Source organism: Rhodococcus sp. JS3073 (assembly GCF_026810085.1).
Taxonomy (GTDB): Bacteria; Actinomycetota; Actinomycetes; order Mycobacteriales; family Mycobacteriaceae; genus Rhodococcus_F; species Rhodococcus_F wratislaviensis.
In genome coordinates this window covers 6551012-6574942 of the sequence record NZ_CP113951.1, presented here as the reverse complement: position 1 = coordinate 6574942, position 23931 = coordinate 6551012, and the positions used below count along the sequence as shown (strand labels likewise).

19 protein-coding genes and 1 pseudogene are annotated in these 23931 nt (G+C 66.6%); 8 read left to right on the top strand and 12 right to left on the bottom strand.

Annotated elements, in window-relative coordinates:
* Nucleotides 1-373: 373 nt before the first annotated feature.
* The 3 genes from OYT95_RS29810 to OYT95_RS29800 are packed head-to-tail and all read left to right on the top strand — an operon-like array spanning nucleotide 374 to nucleotide 8116.
* The gene (locus tag OYT95_RS29810; RefSeq protein WP_268789834.1) at nucleotides 374-5866 is read left to right on the top strand and encodes a glutamate synthase-related protein; all 5493 of its coding nucleotides are present in this window, start codon (nucleotides 374-376) and stop codon (nucleotides 5864-5866) included.
* A complete protein-coding gene (locus OYT95_RS29805; protein ID WP_268789833.1) occupies nucleotides 5863-7632 on the top strand; it encodes a sulfite reductase subunit alpha in 1770 nt (589 codons plus the stop codon). Before OYT95_RS29810 ends, OYT95_RS29805 begins: the two co-directional genes overlap by 4 nt.
* Nucleotides 7633-7666: 34 nt before the next feature.
* Nucleotides 7667-8116, top strand: a complete 450-nt coding sequence (locus tag OYT95_RS29800; protein ID WP_005253993.1) for a flavodoxin domain-containing protein — start codon at nucleotides 7667-7669, stop codon at nucleotides 8114-8116.
* 4 nt (nucleotides 8117-8120) lie between these two features.
* On the opposite strand, the gene OYT95_RS29795 is transcribed toward OYT95_RS29800, so the two are convergent.
* The 4 genes from OYT95_RS29795 to OYT95_RS29780 form a co-directional block, all read right to left on the bottom strand.
* On the bottom strand, nucleotides 8121-8984 hold the full coding sequence (locus OYT95_RS29795) for a PaaX family transcriptional regulator (RefSeq protein ID WP_268789832.1): 864 nt from the start codon (nucleotides 8982-8984) through the stop codon (nucleotides 8121-8123).
* A complete protein-coding gene (locus OYT95_RS29790; protein WP_128641671.1) occupies nucleotides 8968-10203 on the bottom strand; it encodes a kynureninase in 1236 nt (411 codons plus the stop codon). Before OYT95_RS29790 ends, OYT95_RS29795 begins: the two co-directional genes overlap by 17 nt.
* Entirely contained in the window at nucleotides 10200-11054 is an 855-nt protein-coding gene (locus OYT95_RS29785) for a tryptophan 2,3-dioxygenase (protein WP_128641670.1), read from the bottom strand. Before OYT95_RS29785 ends, OYT95_RS29790 begins: the two co-directional genes overlap by 4 nt.
* A 118-nt stretch (nucleotides 11055-11172) precedes the next feature.
* Nucleotides 11173-12681: a cation:dicarboxylate symporter family transporter gene (locus OYT95_RS29780; RefSeq protein WP_063748188.1), complete on the bottom strand. Its 1509-nt coding sequence runs from the start codon at nucleotides 12679-12681 to the stop codon at nucleotides 11173-11175.
* On the opposite strand from OYT95_RS29780, the gene OYT95_RS29775 reads away from it, so the two are divergent.
* Nucleotides 12674-12931, top strand: a complete 258-nt coding sequence (locus tag OYT95_RS29775; RefSeq protein WP_128970094.1) for a hypothetical protein — start codon at nucleotides 12674-12676, stop codon at nucleotides 12929-12931. The two genes, OYT95_RS29780 and OYT95_RS29775, sit on opposite strands and share 8 nt — an antisense overlap.
* A 252-nt stretch (nucleotides 12932-13183) precedes the next feature.
* Here OYT95_RS29775 and trxA read toward each other — a convergent pair whose 3' ends face one another.
* The 6 genes and pseudogenes from trxA to OYT95_RS29745 form a co-directional block, all read right to left on the bottom strand.
* Entirely contained in the window at nucleotides 13184-13540 is a 357-nt protein-coding gene (trxA, locus tag OYT95_RS29770) for a thioredoxin (RefSeq protein WP_128641669.1), read from the bottom strand.
* 2 nt (nucleotides 13541-13542) lie between these two features.
* Nucleotides 13543-14550: a thioredoxin-disulfide reductase gene (trxB, locus tag OYT95_RS29765; RefSeq protein ID WP_128641668.1), complete on the bottom strand. Its 1008-nt coding sequence runs from the start codon at nucleotides 14548-14550 to the stop codon at nucleotides 13543-13545.
* 19 nt (nucleotides 14551-14569) lie between these two features.
* Nucleotides 14570-14722 (bottom strand): annotated as a pseudogene (locus OYT95_RS29760) (acyl-CoA dehydrogenase family protein); the annotation flags it as partial.
* 248 nt (nucleotides 14723-14970) lie between these two features.
* A complete protein-coding gene (locus tag OYT95_RS29755) occupies nucleotides 14971-15225 on the bottom strand; it encodes a NifU family protein (protein WP_128641666.1) in 255 nt (84 codons plus the stop codon).
* A complete protein-coding gene (locus OYT95_RS29750; protein ID WP_052032840.1) occupies nucleotides 15222-15842 on the bottom strand; it encodes a UGSC family (seleno)protein in 621 nt (206 codons plus the stop codon). Before OYT95_RS29750 ends, OYT95_RS29755 begins: the two co-directional genes overlap by 4 nt.
* Nucleotides 15839-16936, bottom strand: coding sequence for a hypothetical protein (locus OYT95_RS29745; protein WP_147307746.1), 1098 nt, complete (start codon nucleotides 16934-16936; stop codon nucleotides 15839-15841). Before OYT95_RS29745 ends, OYT95_RS29750 begins: the two co-directional genes overlap by 4 nt.
* Before the next feature lie 197 nt (nucleotides 16937-17133).
* Between OYT95_RS29745 and OYT95_RS29740 the strand changes: the two genes are divergently transcribed.
* The 4 genes from OYT95_RS29740 (at nucleotide 17134) to OYT95_RS29725 (ending at nucleotide 20825) form a co-directional block, all read left to right on the top strand.
* Complete coding sequence (locus OYT95_RS29740) at nucleotides 17134-18120, top strand: LysR family transcriptional regulator (protein WP_081792189.1); 987 nt, start codon at nucleotides 17134-17136, stop codon at nucleotides 18118-18120.
* The gene (locus OYT95_RS29735) at nucleotides 18113-18901 is read left to right on the top strand and encodes a CoA transferase subunit A (protein ID WP_037226769.1); all 789 of its coding nucleotides are present in this window, start codon (nucleotides 18113-18115) and stop codon (nucleotides 18899-18901) included. Before OYT95_RS29740 ends, OYT95_RS29735 begins: the two co-directional genes overlap by 8 nt.
* Nucleotides 18898-19521, top strand: a complete 624-nt coding sequence (locus tag OYT95_RS29730) for a 3-oxoacid CoA-transferase subunit B (protein ID WP_128641664.1) — start codon at nucleotides 18898-18900, stop codon at nucleotides 19519-19521. The genes OYT95_RS29735 and OYT95_RS29730 overlap by 4 nt, the downstream gene beginning before the upstream one ends.
* Before the next feature lie 128 nt (nucleotides 19522-19649).
* Entirely contained in the window at nucleotides 19650-20825 is a 1176-nt protein-coding gene (locus OYT95_RS29725; RefSeq protein WP_112301923.1) for an alpha/beta hydrolase family protein, read from the top strand.
* Here OYT95_RS29725 and OYT95_RS29720 read toward each other — a convergent pair.
* Both OYT95_RS29720 and OYT95_RS29715 read right to left on the bottom strand, forming a co-directional pair.
* The gene (locus OYT95_RS29720) at nucleotides 20734-22356 is read right to left on the bottom strand and encodes a GMC family oxidoreductase (protein WP_268789831.1); all 1623 of its coding nucleotides are present in this window, start codon (nucleotides 22354-22356) and stop codon (nucleotides 20734-20736) included. The two genes, OYT95_RS29725 and OYT95_RS29720, sit on opposite strands and share 92 nt — an antisense overlap.
* Entirely contained in the window at nucleotides 22353-23921 is a 1569-nt protein-coding gene (locus tag OYT95_RS29715) for an APC family permease (RefSeq protein ID WP_268789830.1), read from the bottom strand. The genes OYT95_RS29720 and OYT95_RS29715 overlap by 4 nt, the downstream gene beginning before the upstream one ends.
* Nucleotides 23922-23931: the final 10 nt, after the last annotated feature.

The window sequence follows — 23931 nt, the reverse complement described above, 5'->3', positions numbered from 1 at the left end:
GCCCCGCAGACGCCCACCGAATAGTCATCCGCACCCCGCATCAGGGTCGGCATCTGACCAATGTCCGTGCATCTGCATACCCGCACCAGCGGCCTGGCCAGGTGTGATGTTCGCAACTCGACGTTCGGCTGCACGCCCGGCGCGGATTTGCTACCGCTCGTCGGCTGCGAATCGAGCAGCTTGCAGTAAAGACTTAGCCTCGGCTAATCTGCGATTTCGCGCGGACCTGCGAAGGTTCCGCACCTCAGACAACGACGTCTGCCTCACCGGCGTATCGGTTCGGGGCCGGTTCTCTGCCGTGATCCTCTCGCCGACGCCACCCGTGCGCCCAGCACGGCCCCACATTCGGCGAGTATCGCGAGGAGACAGTCGGTTGAACACGAGTGCCACCGAGTCCGGCCTGTACGACAGGACGCTCGACAAGAGCAGCTGCGGCGTGGGCTTCATCACCCGCAAGGACGGCATTCAGACCCATGACGTCCTCACCCGGGGCCATGAGGCCCTGTGTGCTGTTCCTCACCGCGGTGGCATGTCGGCAGAGGGTGTCGGCGACGGCGCCGGTGTCTGCGTCGACCTGTCGGTGCCGTTCTTCCGTGCCCTGACCGGTCAGGACGATCTCGAGGCCGGCCGCTTCGGTGTCGGCAACTTCTTCCTCCCCACCGACGTGGCGTTCCACGGCGACGCGGAGGCCGTCATCGAGCGGGCTCTCGCCGACCAGGGTTTCCGGGTGCTGCTCGAACGTGACGTGCCCGTCGACGCGACCGTGCTCCGGCCCGCCGCCATCCGGCACCAGCTGCCGATCCGGCAGTGGGTGTTCACCGCGCCCGACGCGTGCGCCGACGCGACCGAGTTCGACCGTCGCATCCACGAGGCCCTGCTCGCGATCGAGGCCGTCGCGTACACCCGGCCCGATCTGGCCGGGCTGTACCCGCTGTCGCTCAGCGCCCGCACCCAGGTGCTCAAGGGCCGCCTCAACTCGAACGAGGTGATGCCCTACTTCCGCGACCTGGTGGACCCGGCCCACGCCGTCCACACCCTGTATTTCCACACCCGGTTCTCGACGAACACCGATCCGCATCCGACGATGGCGCAGCCGTTCCGTCTGATGGCGCACAACGGCGAGCTCAACACGGACAAGAAGAACCGCCTGTCCGAGACGGCGCTCGCCCGTGCCCGTAACCGGGAGATCGTCCGCCCGCACGGCCAGTCCGACAGTTGCCGCCTCGACCAGACGCTGCAGAGCCGGGTCGTGGAGGACGGTCTCGACCTGGTGACCGCGGTGGTGTCGATGATGCCGCCGGCGTGGGAGAACGACTCCGCCCTGTCTCCCGAGGTCCGGGCGATGCTCGAGTACTTCTCGCTGTACGAGGAGAAGAACGACGGCCCGGCCGCGCTGATCTTCGGCGACGGCACCGTCGTCGGCGCCCGCCTCGACCGGCTCGGACTGCGTCCGCTGCGCTCGGTGGAGACGGACGAGTACCTGTGCGTCACGTCGGAGGCCGGGCAGATCGACTTCGACCCCGCGACCGTCCTGCACCGCGGACGCATCGAGGCGGGCGGCATGCTGTACTTCGACCACCGCGAGGGCCGCTCGTACTCCACCGACGAGGCACTCGAGCTGCTCGCCTCCCGGAACGACTACCCGACGCTCGTCGCGGAGGCCCGGCGGACCATCGAGGCGCTGCCCGAGGTCGAGGCCGAGCCGGGACCGTTGCGGTACAACGGCGACCTCGAGCGCACCCAGCGCTACGTCGCGTACTCGCACAACCAGGAAAGCTTCAAGTTCATGATGGACCCGATGCTCGCGTCGGGTCAGGAGAAGATCTCCGCGATGGGCTACGGCAACGCCATCAACGCGCTCTCCGATCAGGAAGGCGGGGTCGCCAAGTACTTCTCGCAGCGTTTCGCCCAGGTCACCAACCCGTCGCTCGACAGCATCCGTGAGGCCGACGGCATGACGCTGCGCGTCGCGCTGGGCGCCAAGCCGAACAGTGGGGCGCAGTCGGCGCCGCAGATCGTCGTGCCGTCGCCGATCCTCACCCACATGGACATGCTGCGGATCCGCAAGCAGTCCGAGACGCCGGTGCAGCGTTTCCCGATGCTGTACACCCCCGTCCACGGTGACTCCGCCGCCAACGCGGCCGCGCTCGAGGCAGCGGTGGACGGGCTGTGCGACGAGGTGGAGGCGTTCGCCCGCGAACAGGGCGGCATCGCGATCCTCACCGACCGTCACGTGGCCACCGACCGCGCCGCGCTGCCGATGATCGTGGCGATCTCCGCTGTCAACCAGCGGCTGATCGAGGAGGGCCTGCGCCTGCGGGTGTCCGTCGTCGCCGAGAGCGGTCAGATCTCGTCGTCGCACCACGTGGCTGCCGCCCTCGGTTTCGGCGCCGCCGCGATCTACCCGCTCGCCGTCCGTCTGCGCGCCGAGGAGAAGTTCGCCGACGAGGCGGATGTGGCGTTCGAGCGGTTCGCGAAGGCCGCCGAGAAGTCGCTGATGAAGACGATGGGCCGGGTCGGCCTGTGTACCGCCGAGAGCTACATCGGCGGCGAGTTCTTCGAACCCAACTACCTCGACACCGACGACCGGGTTCTGCGCCGCTACTTCGCGAACGTGAAGACGCCGGTGGGTGGTGTCGGGTTCGCCGTCATCGCGCAGGCCGTCGCCGACTGGCATCAACGCGCCCTGACCGTCACCGGGGAGAAGGACGTTCCGCTGCTCGGCCTGTTCAAAGAGCGCGCGGAGGGCGCCGGTCACTCGTACGGCACGGCGGCCGTGCGCGGCTTCGTCGACCTCACCGAGGAGCCCATCTCGTTCGACACTGCGGGCACGCAGGACCACACGGAGTCGCTGCGACTGCTGCCGCTGAACCGGCTCGAAGACGCGTTCGGTCTCGACGACGACGCCTACCGCAACGCCGGCTTCCAGAAGCTGACACCCGAGGCGATCGACCGCTTCGAGATCACCCCCGGCTACCGCGCATTCGCGCGGACGATGGCCGAGGAGCGCACCCGCCGCCCCGCAGCGCTACGCGACGTGCTGGATCTGCCTGCCGACGTCACGTTCCTCACCACGGCAGCCGAGTTCCGCAAGCAGATGGGCCGCTTCTCCCGCAAGGGCAACAACAGCTTCGCCGTGCGCGGACTCGAATCCGAGGCCATCGGCGAGGACCGGTTCCGGCTCCGGCTCACCGGTCCCCACGCGGGCGAGGCCCGGGTGCTGGCGGCGCTCGGCGAATCGCTGGCGATGCGGTTCGGCGACGACCTCCGCGAGCACGGCGTGGACGGCGACGCTCTTGTCGTGCGCACGTCGGGTGAGGCACTGCGATGTCTGTCGCTGCTGCGCACCGCTCCGGCGAGCCTGCCGATCGAGCAGGTGCAGAAGGCCAGCGACATCACCCCGTTCCTCACGTCCGGGGCGATGAGCCACGGTGCGTTGAACTCCAACGCGCACGAGGCCGTCGCGCACGGCACCAACATGGCCGGCGGCATGTCGAACAGCGGTGAGGGCGGCGAGCACATCTCCCGCTACGGCACCATCCGCGGTTCCAAGATCAAGCAGTTCGCGTCCGGCCGCTTCGGTGTGTGGGCCGGCTACCTCGCCGACCCGATGCTCGAGGAACTCGAGATCAAGATCGCGCAGGGCGCCAAGCCCGGCGAGGGCGGGCAGCTGCCCGCACCCAAGGTGACCGTCGAGATCGCGGCCGCTCGCGGCGGCACCCCCGGCGTCGAACTCGTCTCTCCCCCACCGCATCACGACACGTATTCCATCGAGGACCTCGCGCAGCTGATCCACGACTGCAAGGCGGCGCGGGTCCGCGTCATCGTCAAGCTCGTGTCCTCGGAGGGCATCGGCACCATCGCGGTCGGTGTCGCGAAGGCCGGCGCCGACGTCATCAACGTCGCGGGCAACACCGGCGGCACCGGTGCCGCCGCGGTGACGAGCCTCAAGTACGCCGGACGTTCGGCGGAGATCGGCGTCGCCGAGGTCCATCAGGCGTTGTGCGCCAACGGGTTGCGGCAGAAGGTGCTGCTCCGGTGTTCCGGCGCGCACCAGACGGCGAGCGACGTGGTGAAGTCGGCGCTGCTCGGCGCCGACAGTTTCGAGTTCGGGACCACCGCGCTGATGATGCTCAAGTGCGTCATGGCCAAGAACTGCAACATCAAGTGCCCCGCCGGTCTGACCACCAATCCCGAACTGTTCGACGGTGATCCGCGGGCGATGGCGCAGTACCTGCTGAACATCGCGCACGAGACCCGCGAGGTGCTGGCCGAGCTGGGGATGTCCTCGCTGCGCGAGGCCCGGGGCCGGTCGGATCTGCTGCAGCTCCTCGACCACCCGTCGAGCGTCGGCCAGCTCGACCTGCGCGCGATGCTCGCCGTGGTCGAGGAAGTGACCATCGGCGATCCGGTGTACCTGGAGAAGGACTACACCCTCGACGACGGCTGGCTCGTGCAGCTGCGTGCCGCGCTGGTCGAGCAGGGCGAGACCACGGTCCAGCTCGGCGACGGGGTACACCTGAGCAACCGCAACAAGAGCGTCGGCGCCCAGCTGGCGGTCGACATCGAGCGGATGCTGAACCACGAGCTCACCGATGTCGAGCTGCCCGCCGTGCTCCGCGACGAGCGCGGCCGCGGCTACCTGCGCGAGGGCAGCGTCCGGATCGCCACGTCCGGGTCCGCGGGCCTGTCGTACGGCGCGTTCTGCAACGACGGCATGACCCTCGTCCACACCGGCACCGCGAACGACGGCGTCGGCAAGGGCGCCAACGGCGGCAGCATCGTCGTGCGCTCGCCCGGTGGCGGCTCCGACCTTCACGGCGGCAACGTGCTGATCGGCAACTTCGCGCTGTTCGGCGCCACCGGTGGGCGCACGTTCGTCGAAGGCCAGGCCGGTGACCGCTTCGCCGTGCGCAATTCGGGTGCCACCGCGGTGGTCGAGGGTGTCGGCGACTTCGCCTGCGAGTACATGACCAACGGTGCCGTCCTCAACCTCGGCGGCTTCGGCAAGGGCGTCGGCAACGGCATGAGCGGCGGCTTCGTCTACCAGTACGACCCCGAGGGCAAGCTGCCCGGCAAGGCCAGCGCCGACTCGATCCTGCTCGGCGCCATCACCGGCGACGACGAGCACGCGGCGCTGCACCGTCAGGCCGTGCACGTGCTGCTCGGGTGGCACCTCGAGGCCACCGGCTCCGCCAAGGCGGCATGGTTGCTCGAGAACTGGGAGACCGAACAGCACCACTTCGTGTACGGCATGCCGCGCGCGCTGCTGCAGTACCAGGACAGCGACGAGATCCTGAAGGCCAAGCCCCGCAAGGACCTGGCCGACGAACTCGCCGCCGCGCTGGTCGCGCACCAGGTGCGCAAGTTCAAGCTGGACTACCGGGACGGGAACGCGGTGCTCGACGGCGCCGTGCCCGGCTACGGCGAGGCCGACACCGAGGCCATGTTCGCGCTGCTGAACAACTACACCGTGCTGAACGCGGCGCAGGAGATGGCGCTGTCCAAGCTGCCGGGTGTCGCGGATCCGTCCGATCCGGCGGTCGACAAGGCCGTCCGCAACCTGCTGCTCACCGAGGACTTCTTCCTCATGCAGCGGTTGCAGCGGTACGCGCGGGAAGCGTTGAAGGACTACAGCGACGAGGACCTGGCCGTGATGGTGGCGGCCAAGCGTCTCGCCGACTACAAGGATGCGCTGCGCCGCCGCAACGTGCGGTCCATCGACGCCCCCGGCACGTACGGCTGGATCCTGCACCAGGACGCCAAGAACGTCGACAAGATCGGCCGGCTGCCCGGTTTCGAGGAGCTGTTCGCGCAGCACGCTCTCCCCGATCTGATCCCCACGAGAGACGTGGTCCCCTCATGAAACTGCCCTACATCCCCCAGGACGCCCCGTTCAGCGAGGACCAGCGCGTGTGGCTCACCGGCTTCCTCGCCGGTATGAGCTCGCGTCTGGTCGTCGGTGGCGCCGACGCGCCCGCCGCGGCGGGCGGTGGGCAGTTGCCCGCCATGCACGTGCTGTACGGAAGCCAGACCGGGAACGCCGAGGGTGTCGCGGAAGACGCTGCGGCCGCGGCACGTTCGCAGGGCTTCGCGCCGGTGGTGAGCGCCCTCGACGACGTCGACACGGACGCCCTCGCCGCCATGCAACGCGTCCTCGTCGTCACCTCCACCTACGGTGAGGGTGAGATGCCGGACAACGCCGAACTGTTCTGGCAGGCGCTGTCCGCGGAGACCGCGCCACGGCTGGCGAACACCGACTTCGCCGTGCTCGCGCTCGGCGACACCGGGTACGACGGGTACTGCCAGGCCGGCAAGATGATCGACACCAGGCTCGAACAGCTCGGTGCCCGCCGCGTCACTCCGCGCGTCGACTGCGACGTCGACTACGAGGACACCGCGGCCGCGTGGGTCGCCGACACCCTCCCGCTGTTCGCGGCCGTCGAGGGCATTCGCGGCGAGTCCCCCCTCGCCGATGTCGCCGAGCCCGAGACGAAGCCGGCCCGCAAGCGGTCGCAGTGGAACCGCAAGAATCCCTACGGGTCCACGCTGTCCGTGAACCGGCGGCTGTCGAGCGACACGTCCGCGAAGGAGATCCGGCACTACGAGTTCGCGCTCGCCGACAGTGGTCTCGAGTACGAGGCCGGTGACGCGCTCGGGGTGATGCCGATCAACGATCCCGCCCTCGTCGACGCCCTGGTGTCCCGGCTGGGCATCCCGGCGGATGCCGCCGTCACCGGACAGGAGCGGCCGTTCAGCGACCTCCTCCTGCACGCGTACGAGATCTCCACGCCGAGCCACGAATTCATCGACGAGATCGAGAAGCGGGCGGGCGACGAGGAACTGAGTCACGTGCTGCGGCACGGCGACAAGGAAGCCCTCGACGCCTGGCTGTGGGGCAAGGACGTGCTCGACCTGCTGCTCCTCGAGCCGTCGGTGACCCTGACCGCGGACGAGTTCGTCGGGCTGCTGAAGCCGTTGCAGCACAGGGCGTATTCCATCTCGTCCAGCCCGCTCGCCAACCCCGGCAGCGTGCACCTGACCGTCGCCAGCGTCCGGCACAGCTCGGCCGGACGCGACCGCGGCGGCGTGTGCTCCACGTTCCTCGCCGATCGGATCGCCGACGGCGGCAGCGGCGGGATCTTCGTGTCGAAGAACAAGTCGTTCCGCGTCCCCGCGAACGACGACGCACCGATGATCATGGTCGGCCCCGGCACCGGCATCGCACCGTTCCGCGCGTTCCTGCAGGAACGGCAGGCGCGGGGCGCGTCCGGACGCAACTGGCTGTTCTTCGGCGACCAGCACCGCGCGTCGGACTACATCTACGAGGACGAGATCGGCGCGATGAGCGACAGCGGTCTCCTCACCCGCCTCGACCTCGCCTTCTCCCGCGACCAGGCGGAGAAGATCTACGTACAGAACCGGATGGTCGAGAACGGCGCGGAGTTGTTCGCCTGGCTCGAGGACGGCGGCCACTTCTACGTCTGCGGTGACGCCACCCGCATGGCGAAGGACGTCGACCGGGCCCTGCACCAAGTCATCGCCACTCATGGCACCCTTTCCACCGAGCAGGCCGCCGACTACGTGACCAAGCTCAAGAAGGAAAAGCGCTACCTGCGCGACGTGTACTGATCACGTCGGCAGCAACTCACGAGGAGCAAGAACAATGGCAGTGGTGATTCTGTACGGCAGCGAGGGCGGAACCTCCGAACTGGTGGCCGACAACATCGCCGACGTGCTCGGCGACTACGGCGACACGTCCCTGTACGACATGATGGAATTCGACGCGGGCGATCTCGACCCCGAGAACTTCCACGTCATCGTGTGCTCCACCTACGGTGAGGGCGAGCTGCCCACCGGCGCGGAACCCTTCTTCGAGGGCCTCGAGGAGGACGAACCCGACCTCACCGGGATGCAGTTCGCGCTGTTCGGCCTCGGCGACAAGGTGTACGAGGAAACCTACAACCGCGGCGGCGAGATCATCGCCGAGAAGCTCGTCTCCCTCGGCGCGGTCCAGGTCGGCGAACACGGCAGGCACGACGGGTCCAGCTCGATCCGCCCCAAGGATCAGGCCGAGGAGTGGGCCAAGAACATCGGCGAGGAATTCCTCGGATAGCACCTCACACCGGGAGCCGCGACTGCACGCTCCGCACCCAGTCGCGGCTCCCGGTCAGGTAGCGGTCCCGCGCCGACGCGAACAGCCGGACGCTGTCGGCGCCCGGCCACTCCGCCGGCAGCATGCCTTCCGGCAGACCTGGGTCGATGTACGGGATGATCCGCCATTCGTCGAGCAGCGGGACGAAGCGGACGAACGCTTCTCGCGGCGAGACATCCTCTGCAGCAGACAGAGCGACCCGGTGGCGGTCGAGGAAGTCGCGGTGCCGCGCGGCGATGCCATCGAGGTCCCACCACCGCGTCGCCGCGTCCCCCATCGAATCGGGCACGAACACCGCCGTGGACACAAAGGTCGTCACGTACTCGGTCAGGCCCAGCGCGTCGACGATGTCGTCGACCTCGCGGGCGAGATACTCGGGGGCGATCCACAAGCCGGGCGACACGGTTCCGCAGCCGATCCAGCCGAGCCGTCGGCGCAACTGGTGCCGCACCGCCCGTTGCGATTCGGGGATGGTGAACGAGATCAACCGCCAGGGATCGGTGTCCGCCATCTGACGGAAGCCGAAGATCCGCGGATCGCCGCGCGTGAACATCGCCTCGGCCTGCTCGGTCACCTCGTACCCGCTCCGACCGTCGCGGGTCAGCGGCCGCAGCACCCCCTTCTTCTTGAGGCGGGCCACGGCGATGCGCGTCGATTCGGGCGGGATGCCGACGGCGTGCATCAGTTCCACGAAGTCGGCGATCGCCACCCACCCGCCGACGTCGCGCACGTACGCACCGAGGACGGTCCGGATCAGCGACGTCGCGCTGCCGGGCCTCGAATCGAAGTCGTCGAGGATCGCGCTCGCCGGCTCAGTAGGTGAGCTCATCACGGATCGCGAGTATCCCGGCGCACACCTCACCGAAGCTCGTACTCAGCGGGCTCAGGCCGAGCCGCAGTCCCTGCGGGGCCCGGAAGTCGGGGATGACGCCCTTCGTCCACAGTCGCTCGACGACGGTCTCGAACCGCGGGTGGTCGATGATGACGTGACCACCCCGCTCGGCCGAATCCTCCGGCGATCCGATCTCCACACCTAAGGGAATCAGCACCTCGCGCACGAGTTCGAGCGCGTACTCGGTGAGCGCGACCGACTTGGCCCGCACCGCATCCATGCCGACCTCGTCGAGGAGTTCGAGGGTGTCCTGCAGCGCGATCATGCCGAGGACCGACGGCGTTCCGCTGATCACGCGCCGGATGCCGGGCGCCGGTTGGTAGCCCTGTGCCATCGCGAACGGGTTGTCGCGGCCCATCCAGCCCCAGATCGGCTGCACGAAATGCTGCTGATGATCGGCCCGAACGTAGGCGAACGCCGGTGAGCCCGGACCGCCGTTCAGATACTTGTACGTGCACCCGACCGCCAGATCGACATCCCACGCGTCGAGTTCGAGGGGAACCGAGCCGACGGAGTGACACAGGTCGAGCAGCAGGAGCGCACCGGCGTCGTGCGTCACGCGGGCGGCGCCGGCGGCGTCCACCAGGTAGCCCGAGCGGTAGGCGACGTGGCTGAGCACGACGAGCGCGGTGTGTTCGGAGACCACGGACTTCAGGTCGTCGACGGTGACCCCGCCCCGTGTGTCCGAATCGATCCATCGAAGCGTGAGCCCGAGTTCCCCGGCGATACCCTCGAGGACGTACCGGTCCGTCGGAAAGTTGTCGCGATCCACCACGATCTCGGTACGGTCCGGGCGCAATGCGAGCGCACCGCGTGCCAGCTTGTACAGCAGGACCGTCGTCGAGTCACCGATGGTGGCCTGCCCGGCGGCCGCGCCGAGCACGACCCTCGCGAGGGTGTCGCCGATCGTGATCGGCAGGTCGTACCACTCCTCGTCCCACCCGCGGATGAGCCGCCCGCCCCACGACTCGGTGACGAACGCGCTGATCCGCTCGGCGCTCGCTTTGGTGGGCCGTCCGAGTGAGTTTCCGTCGAGGTAGGCGGGCACCGACGGGTCGTCGGAGCCGATGAACAGGTCGCGATACGCGCGCAGCGGGTCCGCGGCGTCGAGTTGGGCGGCGCGGGCGGCCGGCACATCGGTCGACGTGGTCATCATCGTCCGATCTCGGTGCGCACGGCCAGCAGTTCCGGGAAGAACGTCAGGTCAAGCGCCTTCTGCAGGAATCCGACCCCACTGGATCCGCCCGTACCGGACTTCATGCCGATGGTCCGCAGCACCGTGCGCATGTGGCGGAAGCGCCACAGCTGAAAGTTCTCCTCGAGGTCGACGAACTCCTCGAACGCTTCGTAGACGGCCCAGTGCTCGTCGTGGTTCTCGTAGACGAACTTGATCAGGGGCAGCAGGTCCTCGTTCAGCGTGTAGGCGGTGGTCACGTCGCGGTCGAGCGCGGAGGCAGGCACGTCGTACCCGAGCCGCGACAGGCACCGCCAGAACGCGTCGTACAGACTCGGCTCGGTGAGGAGCCGCTCGAGCAGATCATGGGCGGCGGGATCGGATTCGAACACCGTCAGCATTCCGGCGTTCTTGTTGCCGAGCACGAACTCGACGGCGCGGTACTGGTAGGACTGGAACCCGGACGAATTACCGAGGAACTGGCGGAACTCCGAGTACTCGGTGGGGGTCAGGGTGGCCAAGACCGACCACTGTTCGGTCAGCGTCTTCTGGATGTGCTTCACGCGCGCCACGCACTTGAGCGCCCGGCCGATCTCGTCCTCGTCGAAAGCGGCCCGGGCCGCGAGTGTTTCGTGCAGGACGAGCTTCAGCCAGAGTTCGGTGGTCTGGTGCTGGATGATGAACAGCAGTTCGTCGTGATGCTCCGGCCGGCTCACCGGTTTCTGCGCACTCAGCAGCGTGTCGAGGTCCAGGTACGAGCCGTAGCTCATCCGCTCGCTGAAGTCGGTGACGATGTCCTTCTCGATGGCTCTGGTGTTGGCATGCACGCCCATGACCGTCCTCACTGCTGGTGTTCGAGTACCGGGCTCCGAACTCCATATTACATAATCGTGGCGACCGCTAGAGTTTTCGAATACGCGCCGGCATCGTGAGTCCTCTCATGACCGGACGTCAAGCCCGCGGCTCCATCGTGGACGTGCTGGCCGGCGCATACTCACACGTCGGCGACTCGTCGTCACCTCGGGCTGCCATCCGACCGTGGGGCCGGACCGCCTCGGGCATTTCGTATGTACTGGCCGGGAGTGGAACCGTATCCGGCTCCTGCTCGATCTGGTCTCGCACGAGTTCGGGGTCTTTGAGCGCCGCACGGAAGCGTGTCTCGTCACGCTCGCCCAGCCAGCGCGCAATGACCATCACCGCGACCGCATTGCCTATCGCATTGGTCAACGAGCGGCCCTCACTCATGATCCGATCGATGCCGACGAGCAGAGCGAGGCCGATGGTGAGTACTGACGGAGGAAAGAAGTCCGGACCGAATGCCTGGAGGGACGCGGCGAGCGTGACAAGGCCTGCGCCGGTCACCCCGGCCGCGCCCTTCGACGTGAGGATCATCAGCGCCACAAGGGCGAGTTGCGCCCCGATGGGAAGATCCACACCGCCGGCCTGCGCGATGAAGAGCGCTCCCATCGTCAAGTAGATGCAGCTGCCGTCCAGATTGAACGCGTAACCTGTCGGCAGAACCATGCTGACAACCGACCGACTTGCACCCGCCGCCTCGAGCTTCCCCAAGAGGCGCGGCAGGACAGTCTCGGATGTCGATGTTCCGACGATAATGAGCAGCTCATCCTTGATCATGCGAAGAAACTTGAAGATGCTGAATCCACTCCACGCGCAGACCGCACCAAGTACGACAAAGACGAAAAAGAAGCATGTCAGCCAGAAGGCGACCATCAGCAGACCTAGGTTGGCCAGCGTCTTACCCCCGAATTGAGACACGGTATAGGCCATCCCGCCGAATGCCGCAATCGGCGCCAGCAGCATCAGTATTCGGATAACTCCGAAAACAACCTTCGACATCAGTTCGACCGCGGCTACGACCCGCATGCGTAGCGGAGTAGCAAGCATCGATGCGGCGAGGGCGAACAAGATTGCCAACACGATCACACGAAGCATGTCATTTTCTACGAATGGACCGAAAAGACTCTTCGGCAGTAGCTCGTCCTGAATGAAGCCGAGAATTCCGGTCTTCCCGGTCGCTTCGGTGACATCCATGTGGGCAGTCTGGAGTGCGCTGGGATCAGCTACCTGCGTGGGGAAGTCGGCGCCGGGACGAATGACGTTGACCACGACAAGCCCCAGCGAGAGCGCGACGATCGTCATGGCCAGGAAGTAGCCGAGAGCGGTTGCAGCGAGCCTTCCAGCCTTGAGCATGTTGCCGATCGAGGCCACTCCAATCACGATGGTGCAAAATACGATAGGCGGCGCGACCACCTTGATGAGCTGGATGAAGCTGTCCGCCAGAAAGCGGAGATTCTCCCCGAATCCCGGAGCGACGAGTCCGACGATGATACCGCCGACCAAGGCGACCAGAACCCAGAACCACAGCTGGGCGTAGTACCGACGTCGACGGACAGTAGTGGGCGGCGCCAAGGCCGCCGGTGGAGGCGTGGAGGTGGACATCGATGCCCTTTCTTTCGTTGCTCTGCAAGAACTCGCAGGCAAAGCTGGACTCGGGTTCAGCTGCGACGCGCGGGTCCACATGGGAATTCGCGTTGAAGGAAAACCAGGTATTGTGGGCGTCCTGCCAATTGTGACTTCGGAAATAGACCCGGCGGTTCACAATTGGGTGGTAACTTCCGGAACGGAAGCACCACCTGCTGCAGTGACAGGGACCACATTACCTCTGGCGGGCTTCGAAAATAACCCTTGAACAGGTATTCGAAATTGAATGTCGGCATTCATGAATAAATGGCTCGAGCGTGCGGAGAAGCAACCGTCCGATACATCGGGCAGAATTGATCCACCAGCGGCATCGCGCGTCAGAGTGTTGATGCGAAGTGGCGGAACAGGGCTGCGGTCCCTTTTCGGGAACACCCTGTGCGGGAATGCTATTCACCACTCGGACGCAGGTACTCCTGGGACCGGGCGGTTCGGGAGATACGGCGAGGTCGAGAAGGCACCCTCACATCGGGTTGGCGGTGTCTTCGTTCACGGAGAGGGCGGCGCCGATGTCTTTCAGCAATGTGGCCTTGTCCTTGGCGCCCGTAATTCTGCCGACGACTTCGCCGTCGCGGAAGACGACCATGGTCGGAAGGGACATGACGCGGTAGCTTTTGGCGGAGTTCGGGTTTGCGTCGACGTCCAGCTTCGCGATTGCGATTGTGCCGCTGCTCTCTGCCGCGATTTCGTCGAGGATCGGCGACAGTTTCTTGCACGGCCCGCACCATGGTGCCCAGAAGTCGACGAGGATCGGCCGGGCGCTCTTCAGAACGAGTTCGTCGAAGGAATCATCGGTGACAGTGAGTGCGTGATCGGACATGTTCAGTTCCCTTGCCTGTGTGGTCGGACCGGAATCGGTTGATTGGGGTTTGGTGGGCGCTGCTGGTCAGCGACGGCGCCACCTGCGGCAGTGTCGGCGAGGTAGCGTTCGACGTCGAGTGCGGCGGTACAGCCGCTGCCGGCGGCGGTGATGGCTTGCCGGTATGTGTGGTCGACGAGGTCGCCGCATGCGAACACTCCGCTCACCGTGGTGCGTGAGGAGCGGCCTTCGGTCAAGACGTAGCCTTCGTCGTCGAGTGGGATCTGACCGTGCACGAGTTCGTGTCGTGGGTCGTGACCGATCGCGATGAACACACCCGTGACCGGTACCGTCGACTGTTCGCCGGTACCGGTGTCGCGCACGAGCAGGCCGGTCACTTCTTGATCGCCGACAACGTCTTCGGGGACGCTGTTCCAGAGGAACCGGATCTTGGGGTTCGCGAACGCGCGTTCCTGCATGATCTTCGATGCCCTCAGTGTGTCGCGCCGGTGCACCACGGTGACACTGGAAGCGAAGCGGGTCAGGAACATCGCTTCCTCGAGGGCGGAGTCGCCGCCGCCGACAATCGCGATGTGCTGGTCGCGGAAGAAGAACCCGTCACAGGTCGCACACCAGGAGACGCCGTGTCCGGACAGGCGCTGTTCGTTGGGCAGGCCTAGGTTGCGGTAGGCCGACCCCATTGCCAGGATCACCGTCCGTGCTTCGAAGGTGTTGTCGCCGATGGTGACTGTCTTGATGTCACCGGTCAGGTCGACAGCGGAGACGTCGGTGGTGAGTAGGTCCGCTCCGTAGCGTGCGGCCTGTTTGCGCAGGGTGTCCATGAGTTCGGGGCCCTGGATTCCTTCGACGAATCCGGGAAAGTTCTCGACCTCGGTGGTCTGCATGAGTGCGCCGCCGTACTGGGTGCCCTCGACGACCAGGGGGTTCAGGTCGGCGCGGCCGGTGTAGATGGCGGCGGTGTACCCGGCCGGGCCGCCGCCGATGATGATGACGTTGCGTGGGGAATCCATGGATGCTCCGATGTCGGTGAAACGCGGGCAGACCGGTAATGGCCTGACCGACGATGAGGGTGTGGATCTCGCCGGTGCCTTCGTAGGTGAGGACGGATTCGAGAGTGGTCATGTGCCGCATCACCGGACACTCGAGGGTGATGCCATTGGCGCCGAGGATGGTGCGGGCGCTGGAATCCGCGAACCCGTCAGTGGACTTCGCCCACCCCACGGCGACGGCCGCCATGCTCGAGGACCCATTGGCCGTCTGCGACTTCGCCAACGAGCGGTCGGTGTCATCGGTTTCCCGGTCGGGTCGTTTCGATGCAGGGGTGAGGGTCAGGGCGTCGGTGGCCGGGTGAGATGCCTGCGCGACGGGTCGCGGGGGGCGGACCCGTGCTTGCTCGGACAGGCTCTCGCGGAATCCCGGCCACCGATCGCTCATTGGTCGCTGCGTGGGTCGATCACCTCGACCGAGGGTTGCGAGCCGATGCTGTCGTGCAGCACCGAACCCACCACGTCACGCAGCTGGGCGGGGGCCACGATGCATTCCCAGCAGGTCTCGTCGCTGCCCACCAGCCGCAGCGTCACCTGGGACTCCGTCGCCTCTTCGACGGTCAGGTCCGCACCGTCGGCCTGGAAACCCTGCCGCAGCCCACCGAGGGCATTTTCAACGTCTTCGCGAATGCTGCTCATGCCTTGCGCCCAATCAGAATCGTCGCGACATCGTCCACCAGCGCGATGGCGCGCCGCTCGAGCTCGGCGTCGCTGACCGCGGCGATGGGGTGCTCAACCGGCACGAACTGCAGGTCGGGACGACCGAACGCACCACGGTGGGCGATCGCAGAATTCATGAAGACCGTCGTGTGGATCGCGACGGTCGGAATGCCGCGGGCCTCGAGGTCGACAGCGTCGCGCACACAGCCGGAGGTGCACGAGCCGCACGCACCGACACCGGTCACGACGAACTCGTAGTCACGGGCGAGCTCGTCGAGCTGTGCTGGGTCGGCCGGGCGGGAATAGACGATCTTGCGCTCCATCGTCAGCGGCCGGACACCGTACTTCGTTTCGAGCAGATCGCCCACGTGGCGCAGTAGCGGTCCGGCGTTGCCCTTGGTGTTGTCCAACAGCACGCCGCGAGCGCCGGTCAGCGCGGCCAGGCGCGGTGCGGCAGCACCGTTGGGCTTGGACCTGGCAGCGTCGGCGGCGTTCACCGTCGGATCGACCAGGCCGAGCTTCTCGACCAAATACTGTGTTGCCCAGTCTTTTTTGTTGTCATCGATCGTAATAGACATGTGCTGCTGACCTTTCATGCTTCGATCTTGCGGGTAACCGACCGGGTGCCCCAGCCGGGCAGGTATGCCGAGTGTCGGCCGGGGCCGCCGGTGACGATGATGGTGATGTCATCGACGCGGCGGGTGACCGGAACGCGGGCGTCGAGATCGTCGGCATCGACGAAGCGCGGCCAGGTCGGGTAGTTGCGCACCTTGCGGCCGTGGATACCGCCGGCGCCGATCTCGCGAACGCTGCGTGTGGCGTTCTGGAATAGGAAGTGCTTGATGTCGGCCTTCGTCCAACCGGCGTCGGCAATGATCTGGGCGTGCTCGGGGCACAGCACCACGAAGCTCTCACCCTGGATGAAGAGGTGATTCGACCCGAGGTTCGTCATCATGCCCGCGACAGTGGTGAGGATGTCGAATGGGTTGTCGGCGGCCTGGTTGTTGATGTTCTGCGGGCCCTCGGCACCGTAGAGAGTGACCGCGCTGTCGGTCTTGGACAGCCCCCGGTCGACGTGCAGCGCCGGCCAGGGCGAGTCCTCTTCGTTCTCGCCGATGCAGAACGTGAACTTGCCGGGCTGGCCCAGGGTGGCCTTGTCCGCCTCGCCGGGGTGCGATCCGCCGATATTGACCAGCGCGAGTTTCAGGGCGCGCCCCAGGGTCGCGTTGGCACGCACACCCTGCCCGAAGCTGTTGGCACCGGAGTTGATACCCAGCTCGTCGCGAATCGGCCCGTGCACGATCAGCAACGGCGATGCCATGTGCGTCGAGCACTGCATGCCGCCGATGTTCATCGCCGGATCGGTGGCGGCCTGCAGGGCGGCAATCAACACCGGCATGTGGTCCGGCGTGCACCCTGCCATGATGGCGTTGGCGGCGATCTTTTCGGTCGTCGCCGCGCCGCCGAGAGGAGCGACCTCGGCGACGACCTCATCGGCGCCGCGCCCGGCGCGTTCGACGAATTCCGCGACCCGGCGTGCGGTCGGCGGAATGACGGGCAGACCGTCGGTCCACCCCGCGCTGACAAATGTCTCGAACATATCCAGCGCGTCGGCGGCTATTTCTTCGGTTATCATCCCTTTTCCCTTCGCATGAACCATCAATTCTTGGAATTGAATGGCCTCCGGCAAGCCGCATTCGGCTGCCTCTGTTGATTATTCGAAATCGGAGCCCGTCGGATGCGGGTCGGCAGTAATTGCTCGGCGAGGAGGTATTGCCCTGTCGCACGTCGGTGCTCTAAATTCGACGTTAGCAGGTGTTCGAAACAGGGGTCAACGATGATTCGACACTTGGAGAAAAGTCAATTTTGAATTGAGGATATACGGAAATGAATGAGCCGAATAAATCATTTTCGCATGACGTTCTGAATACGTTGTGTCCGATGTTGGTGCAATTTGCCGCGGTCGCCCAGGAAGGGCAGATAACCAAGGCCGCTACGGCACTGGGTGTGCCGCAGCCAACGCTTACCCGGCACCTGGCCCGGTTCGAAAATGTCCTCGAGACCCGGTTGTGCGCCCGCGTGCCCAGCGGCATCACACTCACGACGGAGGGCGAGAAGCTGGTGGAACCCGTGCGGCAGGCACTGGCGATCTTGGTGGCCGCCATCGACGAGTTGCAGGTCGGCGCGGCTCGTCGACAGGTCACGCTGGGCTTTCTGCACACTCTGGGAGAGCAAGCCGTACCTTCATTGTTGCGCCGGTTCAACGAGCAATCGCCCGACATCAAGTTCTCGCTGATGCAAGACAGTGCCGATCAACTGTTGCGCCTGTTGCAGGAAGGCCAGGTCGAGCTGTGCGTGACATCGCCGCTGCCGACACGGCCCGATATCGGGGTCGCCCGGCTCGGCGTGCAGCGACTGGTGCTGGCGGTCCCGGGGCAGCACTACCTCGCCAGTGAAGCCGACACGCCGTTGGCCGCGGCGGCCAGCGACGACTTCGTGACCCTGAAGTCGGGCAACTACATGCGTCACATGGCCGACGAACTGTGCCACGCAGCCGGATTCGAACCGCGAGTCGCGTTCGAGGCGGCCGGCGTCAGCACCCTGCGGGGATTGGTCGCAGCCGGACTCGGGGTCGCCATCGTTCCCGCCGCCCCGGCACCGGTTGCAGGCCTGATCGAGGTGCCGCTCACCGACACCGGCGCCTACCGAGAGATCGGGTTGGCCTGGCGCGCGGGTGTCGATCTGGCCGAGCCTGCACAGACATTCCGGCAGTTCGCCATCGACCAGTTCAGCACCGTCGTCGAGGACGAGGACCACGGCACCAACCCCGGCATATGGAACATCATCACCACCAGAGGAGATCAGGATGAATAAGGTTCTCGACACACCCGAAACCGCGGTGGCCGCGGTCACCGACGGGCAAACCATCGCTGTCGGCGGGTTCGGATTGTGCGGCATGCCTGCAGCACTGCTCGAGGCGCTGCTCGACTCGGGGGCTACCGATCTGCACATCATCACCAACAACTGCGGTCCTGCCAATTCCGCCGTCACCGCGTTGCTGCGCGCCAGGCGTGTCGCCCGAGTGACCGCATCGTATATCGGGGACAACCCGGTGTTCCTGACGCAGTACCTGCAGGGATCGTTGCGCGTGGACCTTGTCCCCCAGGGCACCCTCGCCGAGAAGCTACGTGCCGGCGGGGCGGGGATTCCCGCGTTCTACACCCCAACCGGGGTCGGCACCGCGGTAGCCAACGGTGGGATTCCGGTGCGATACACCCGCGAGGGGGACGTGGCCGAGTATTCGGCTGCACGTCAGGTCGCGACCGTCGACGGGCGCCCGTGCCTGCTCGAGCACAGTCTCACCGCCGACATCGCGCTGATCCGCGCCGAGATCGCGGACACGTTGGGCAATCTCCGGTTTCACGCCTCGGCGCGCAACTTCAACCCGCTGTGCGCCATGGCAGCTCGCGTCGCCGTCGCCGAGGTCGTGCACGTCGTGGACGCGGGCCTGATCGCCGCCGACGATATTCACTTGCCGGGGGTGTTCGTCTCCGGTGTCGTGGAACTGAAAGGCGAGATGCACAAGCCGATCGAACGTCTGCGCACAGTGTGCCCACCGGTTTCCCGGGCGGTCGTGAAGAGCGGTGTGGCATGAGTTGGTCGCGAGAGCAGATCGCCGCCCGAGCAGCTGCAGAACTGCGTGACGGGGAGCATGTCAACCTGGGCATTGGCATCCCCACTCTGATTGCCAATCATCTGCGTGATCGACCGATCATGCTGCACTCGGAGAACGGGATCATGGGATTGGGCGGCTACCCGGCCCCCGGACAGGTGGATCCCGACCTCATCAACGCGGGTAAGGAGACAGTGACGACCATCGCCGGCTCGTCGTTCTTCGACTCCGCGGACTCCTTCGGGATGATCCGCGGCGGCCATATCGATGTCGCCGTGCTGGGCGCGATGCAGGTCTCGGTCACCGGCGATCTGGCCAACTGGTCCGACGGCGGATCGGTTGTCAAAGGCATTGGGGGGGCGATGGATTTGGCCAACGGTGCCAGGAAGGTCATCGTAGTAATGACCCACCGCGCCCGCGACGGCAGCCTGAAACTGGTCCGCCGCTGCAGTCTCCCCCTCACCGCAGAAGGCTGCATCAGCACCGTCATCACCGACATCGGCGTGCTGGACGTCCGCGGAGACCACTTCAGCGTGCGCGAGTGGGCGCCGGGCGTGTCGATCGACCACGGACAACTGGCAAGCCTGCTGCATCCAGCCTGACGTTCTGCCGCTCGGGGGGATCGGAAACGGCGCGCGTCTTACCTCAGACAATCGCCACCCGTCGGCGGTCCTCGCACAGATCTCGCGTGCCCTCGCCAGATGTCATCACGGGTACGTACGGTGACCCGGTGAGCGAACCAACGTGCAGAGTCGACATCGTCTTCGCCCCCGGCGCGGTGGCACACCGCGGAACCGCGGAGGAACTCGTGGGCCGGGCACTGGATGCGCGCGGTCTGACCGGTGATGTGAGGTTCGCCGCGGACACCGCCGGGCTCGAGCGGGCCGTGCAGTCGGCGGCCGGGCGAGGCGAGGTCATCGTCGTGCCCGGCACCGGGGCCTCCTTCACCGCCCCGGCCGGCGGGGCGATTCGCGTCGATTTCGGGGAGTGCGAGGCCGACCGCTCGCCGGGCACCCGGGTCCACATCCGGGGGCGCGGGCTCGACGGACTGCGCTACGCCGTCGACAGCTGGTTCCACCACCGCTTCCACCCCGGACGGATCGTCCGCTACGGCGACCACCCCGATCAGCGAGTGGAAGTGCGGATCCCGGGCGGTGACGGCCCCTTCCCCGTCGCCGTGTTGGTCCACGGCGGGTTCTGGCGTCCTCGCTGGGAGTTCGACCTGATGGACGCGACGGCGGTCGACCTGACGGCCCGCGGGTACGTCACCTGGAATGTCGAGTACCGGCGCCCTGCGGAGAACCGTTGGGCCGCAATGGCGTCGGACGTCTCCGACGCCGTGCAGGCCCTCGCAAGCGTCCCGGAGGCGGACCCGAAACGTGTGGTGGTCCTCGGCCACTCGGCTGGTGCTCAACTCGCGCTCCGTGCCGCCGCCGACGCCGCGGCCGAGGACGAAGCGGTTCGTCCGGCGCTGGCCGTCAGCCTCGCCGGGGTGCTGAATCTGCGACTCGCCGGCGAACGCCACCTCGGCGAGGGCGCGGTGGCGGACGCCGTCGGCAGCGACTGGGCCGGCGACCGTGCGACGTACGAACGGTCGTCGCCGATCGATCGACTGCCACTGGGCATCCCTCAGCTGGTGGTGTGCGCCGTCGACGACGAGCCGGACATGCTCGAGATGACCAGGCAGTACCACGACGCCGCCGCGGCGACCCCCGACGACGTCGTCCGGATCGAGGGCCCCGGCGATCACTTCACCGTCATCGATCCGGGCAGCGAGATCTGGCGAAGGATCGCCGAGGCGATCGACGCCCGGATCAGACCTCGGACAACGTCGACTCCGCCGCCCGCAGCCCGGCCCCTGCCCGGCCCCGGAGCAGATCCGCGCACCTCTCGGCCATCGTCATGACCGTGATGTTCGGGTTGACGTGCGGCAGCTTCGGCATCGCCGACGCGTCGACCACCCTCAGTCCTCGTACCCCCTTGACCCGCAGTTCCGGGTCGAGCACGGCCATCGGATCGTCGACACCGCCCATGCGGGCCGTGCCCGCGGGGTGATACACCGTGTTGTGGGTCTTGTGGATGTAGTCGAGGATCTCGGCGTCCGTCACCGCCTCGGGTCCCGGCGCCAGTTCGCGGGCGATCCACCCGCGGAGCGCCTTCTTCTCGGCGATCTTGCGCGCCAGCTTCACCCCGGACAGCATCACCCGGTCGTCGTGGCCCTCGCTGTCGGTGAAATAGCGAGGGTCGACCTTCGCGCGGTCACGGAAGTCCCGCGACCGCAACCGGACCGTTCCGCGGGAGCGGCCCTGAGTGACGTTGGGTGTCAAGCAGAATCCGTTGTCGGTGGTCGGGTAACCCCACCGCAGTGTGTTCATGTCGAACGGGACGCTGCCGTAGTGCATCATCAGGTCGGGATGGTTCAGGCCGTCACGTGTGGTCGCAAAGAGGCCGATCTCCCACCACTGCGTCGATTCGGTGACCATCGGCTGGGACGCCTCCCAGAACACGAGCCCCTCGACGTGATCGTCGAGGTTCGATCCGACACCGGGCGAGTCGACGCGGACGGGGATCCCGAACTCCGCGAGATGCTCCGCCGGGCCGATACCCGACAGCATCAGCAACTTCGGGGTGTCGATGGCACCGGCCGTCACCACCACCTCGCGTCGCACCGACACCGTGTCGTAGCCGGTGAGGTCGGGGCGCTGGTACCGGACGCCCGTCGCCGTGTGCTGTTCGTCGAACAGGATTTCGCTCACCCAGCAGCCGGTCCGGACCTCCAGGTTGGGCCGGGTCCCGAGGATCGGGTGCAGGTAGGCGTGCGACGACGACATGCGGGTGCCGTCCTCGGACGCGTTGATCTGGAACCATCCGGCGCCGTTGAGCACCGTTCCGCCGCGGTTGAATGCGACGGTCGGCAGCCCCACCGCGGCGGCGGCGTCGAGAACCGCGTGGCCGCACGGGTCGTTCGGCGGGACGTCCCGCAACCGCACGGGCCCGCTGCGGCCGTGGCCGTCGCCGGGGGCGTCGTTGCTCTCCAGCCGGCTGACGTACGGGAGGATGTCCCGCGCACCCCATCCCGACGCCCCCATCGCCTCCCAGTCGTCGAGTGCCTCGGCCGGCGGCCAGAAGGCGATACACGAGTTGTGGGACGAGCAGCCGCCGAGGACCTTGGCCCGGGCGTGCCGCATGAAGCTGTTGCCCTTCTCCTGCTGCTCGACGGGGTAGTCCCAGTCGTACCCGGAGTCGAGCAGATGCATCCACTGGGACAGTTCGAGGATCGCCCGGTCCCCGACGTCGGACGGGCCCGCCTCGAGCAGGCACACCGTCACCGACGGGTCTTCGCTCAGGCGCGCCGCGAGTGCGCATCCCGCGCTTCCACCGCCCGCGATCACGTAGTCGAATTCCCCTGCAGTGCTCTTCGATTCGCCGTCGGTCATCGGGCGAGCTCCTTGTCGTTCGGTTCGGATTCCGGCGCGGGCGCTACCACCGCCGCGCAGTGTGACGTCAACGTTCCGATGTGGTGCCGGCCGGTGGTGAGGTACCACAACAGTCCGAACCCGAGGATGACGCCGATGTAGACGAAGGCGCCCCAGGTGTTGTACCACGGTTCGCCGTACACGGCCTCCCGTGGCCAGGCGAGGTTGAGGGCCATGCCGATTCCCCACACGAGTGCGACGATGTTGACGGGCAGTCCCCACTTGCCCATCGTGAAGTAGCCGCCCTCCTTCAGGTCCCTCGGCGGCCACTCACCGCGCAACCTCTTCTTCAGCATCGGGCCGGTGACCATCAGGTAGGCCAGGTAGATCATGATGATCGCGATCGACGTCAGAACGGTGAAGATGTGCGGTTGGCCGATGTTGACCACCAGGATCAGCGCGGCCACCACTCCGATCGTCACGGCGGGCACGACGGGTGTCCGCGTTCTCGGGTGGACGCGGGCCAGCCGCTCACCGAACGGGAGTGCGTTGTCGCGGGCCATGGCGAAGGTCAGCCGGATGGCGGCGGTGTGCACCGCCAGCGAGCAGACGGTCACCGCGATCACGATGCACACCAGGAAGATCGTGCCCAGCGGGCCCCACATCACCTGCTCCACGATGTACTGCAGGCTGCCGTCCGACGCGCCGATCTTCGGATCGTCGAGGTCGGGTGCCGCCATCACGGCGAACACGAGGATCGCGCCGCCGATCACGAACGAGGCGAGGATCGCACGGAAGATCGCCTTGGGCGCGGTCCGACGGGGTTCCACCGTCTCCTCGCCCAGCGAACTCGCGGTGTCGAAGCCGTACATCACGTAGCCCGACGCGAGCGTGGCCACCAGGAACGCCCCGAGGTATCCACCGCTTTCGCCTGCGCCGTACCCGTGGGTGGAGAAGAACACCTGCGGGCCGCGAGTCATGTTGGCGGCGAGGATGATCGCGATCAGCACCGCCGCGATGATCTCGATGAACACCCCGGCGCTGTTGATCATCGCCATGAGACGGACACCGAGCGCGTTGACGACGGTGGTGAAGCCGATCATCACCGTCCCGAGAATGACGGCGTTGGTGGCGAAGTCGTGTTCTCCGGTGCCGTCACCGACGATCTGGAAGCCGCTCCACAGCCGCGGCAGGTTGAGCTGCAGCGCCAGCACAACGGCCGACAGGGTGACGATCGACGCGGTGAGCATCAGCCAGCCCGCGGACCACCCCACTATTCTGCTGCCGAGCGTCTTCGCCCAGTTGTACACGGAGCCGGCGATCGGATACTTGGCGGCCAGCTCCATGAAGCACAGTGCCACGGCGAGCTGGCCGACGAACACCAGCGGCCACGACCACAGGTAGGCGGGGCCTGCGGTGCCGAATCCGAAGTAGAACAACTGGAAAGTGCCGGTCAGAATGGAAATGTAGCTGACGCCCGCGGCGAAGCTCGCGAACTTGCCGATACTGCGATCGAGGGACTCCTTGTAGCCGAAATCATCGAGTCCACTGTCGTGATCGCCGGTCGTATTGTCGGTACTGGTCATTCGATCACTT

Coding starts and splice junctions, on each gene's coding strand:
- OYT95_RS29795 (WP_268789832.1), bottom strand. CDS start 8,984: ATGAGCTCACCTACTGAGCCGGCGAGCGCGATCCTCGACGACTTCGAT.
- OYT95_RS29755 (WP_128641666.1), bottom strand. CDS start 15,225: ATGAGCAGCATTCGCGAAGACGTTGAAAATGCCCTCGGTGGGCTGCGG.
- OYT95_RS29790 (WP_128641671.1), bottom strand. CDS start 10,203: ATGATGACCACGTCGACCGATGTGCCGGCCGCCCGCGCCGCCCAACTC.
- OYT95_RS29750 (WP_052032840.1), bottom strand. CDS start 15,842: ATGAAAGGTCAGCAGCACATGTCTATTACGATCGATGACAACAAAAAA.
- OYT95_RS29740 (WP_081792189.1), top strand. CDS start 17,134: ATGAATGAGCCGAATAAATCATTTTCGCATGACGTTCTGAATACGTTG.
- OYT95_RS29720 (WP_268789831.1), bottom strand. CDS start 22,356: ATGACCGACGGCGAATCGAAGAGCACTGCAGGGGAATTCGACTACGTG.
- trxB (WP_128641668.1), bottom strand. CDS start 14,550: ATGGATTCCCCACGCAACGTCATCATCATCGGCGGCGGCCCGGCCGGG.
- OYT95_RS29730 (WP_128641664.1), top strand. CDS start 18,898: ATGAGTTGGTCGCGAGAGCAGATCGCCGCCCGAGCAGCTGCAGAACTG.
- trxA (WP_128641669.1), bottom strand. CDS start 13,540: ATGTCCGATCACGCACTCACTGTCACCGATGATTCCTTCGACGAACTC.
- OYT95_RS29715 (WP_268789830.1), bottom strand. CDS start 23,921: ATGACCAGTACCGACAATACGACCGGCGATCACGACAGTGGACTCGAT.
- OYT95_RS29735 (WP_037226769.1), top strand. CDS start 18,113: ATGAATAAGGTTCTCGACACACCCGAAACCGCGGTGGCCGCGGTCACC.
- OYT95_RS29780 (WP_063748188.1), bottom strand. CDS start 12,681: ATGTCCACCTCCACGCCTCCACCGGCGGCCTTGGCGCCGCCCACTACT.
- OYT95_RS29785 (WP_128641670.1), bottom strand. CDS start 11,054: ATGGGCGTGCATGCCAACACCAGAGCCATCGAGAAGGACATCGTCACC.
- OYT95_RS29805 (WP_268789833.1), top strand. CDS start 5,863: ATGAAACTGCCCTACATCCCCCAGGACGCCCCGTTCAGCGAGGACCAG.
- OYT95_RS29800 (WP_005253993.1), top strand. CDS start 7,667: ATGGCAGTGGTGATTCTGTACGGCAGCGAGGGCGGAACCTCCGAACTG.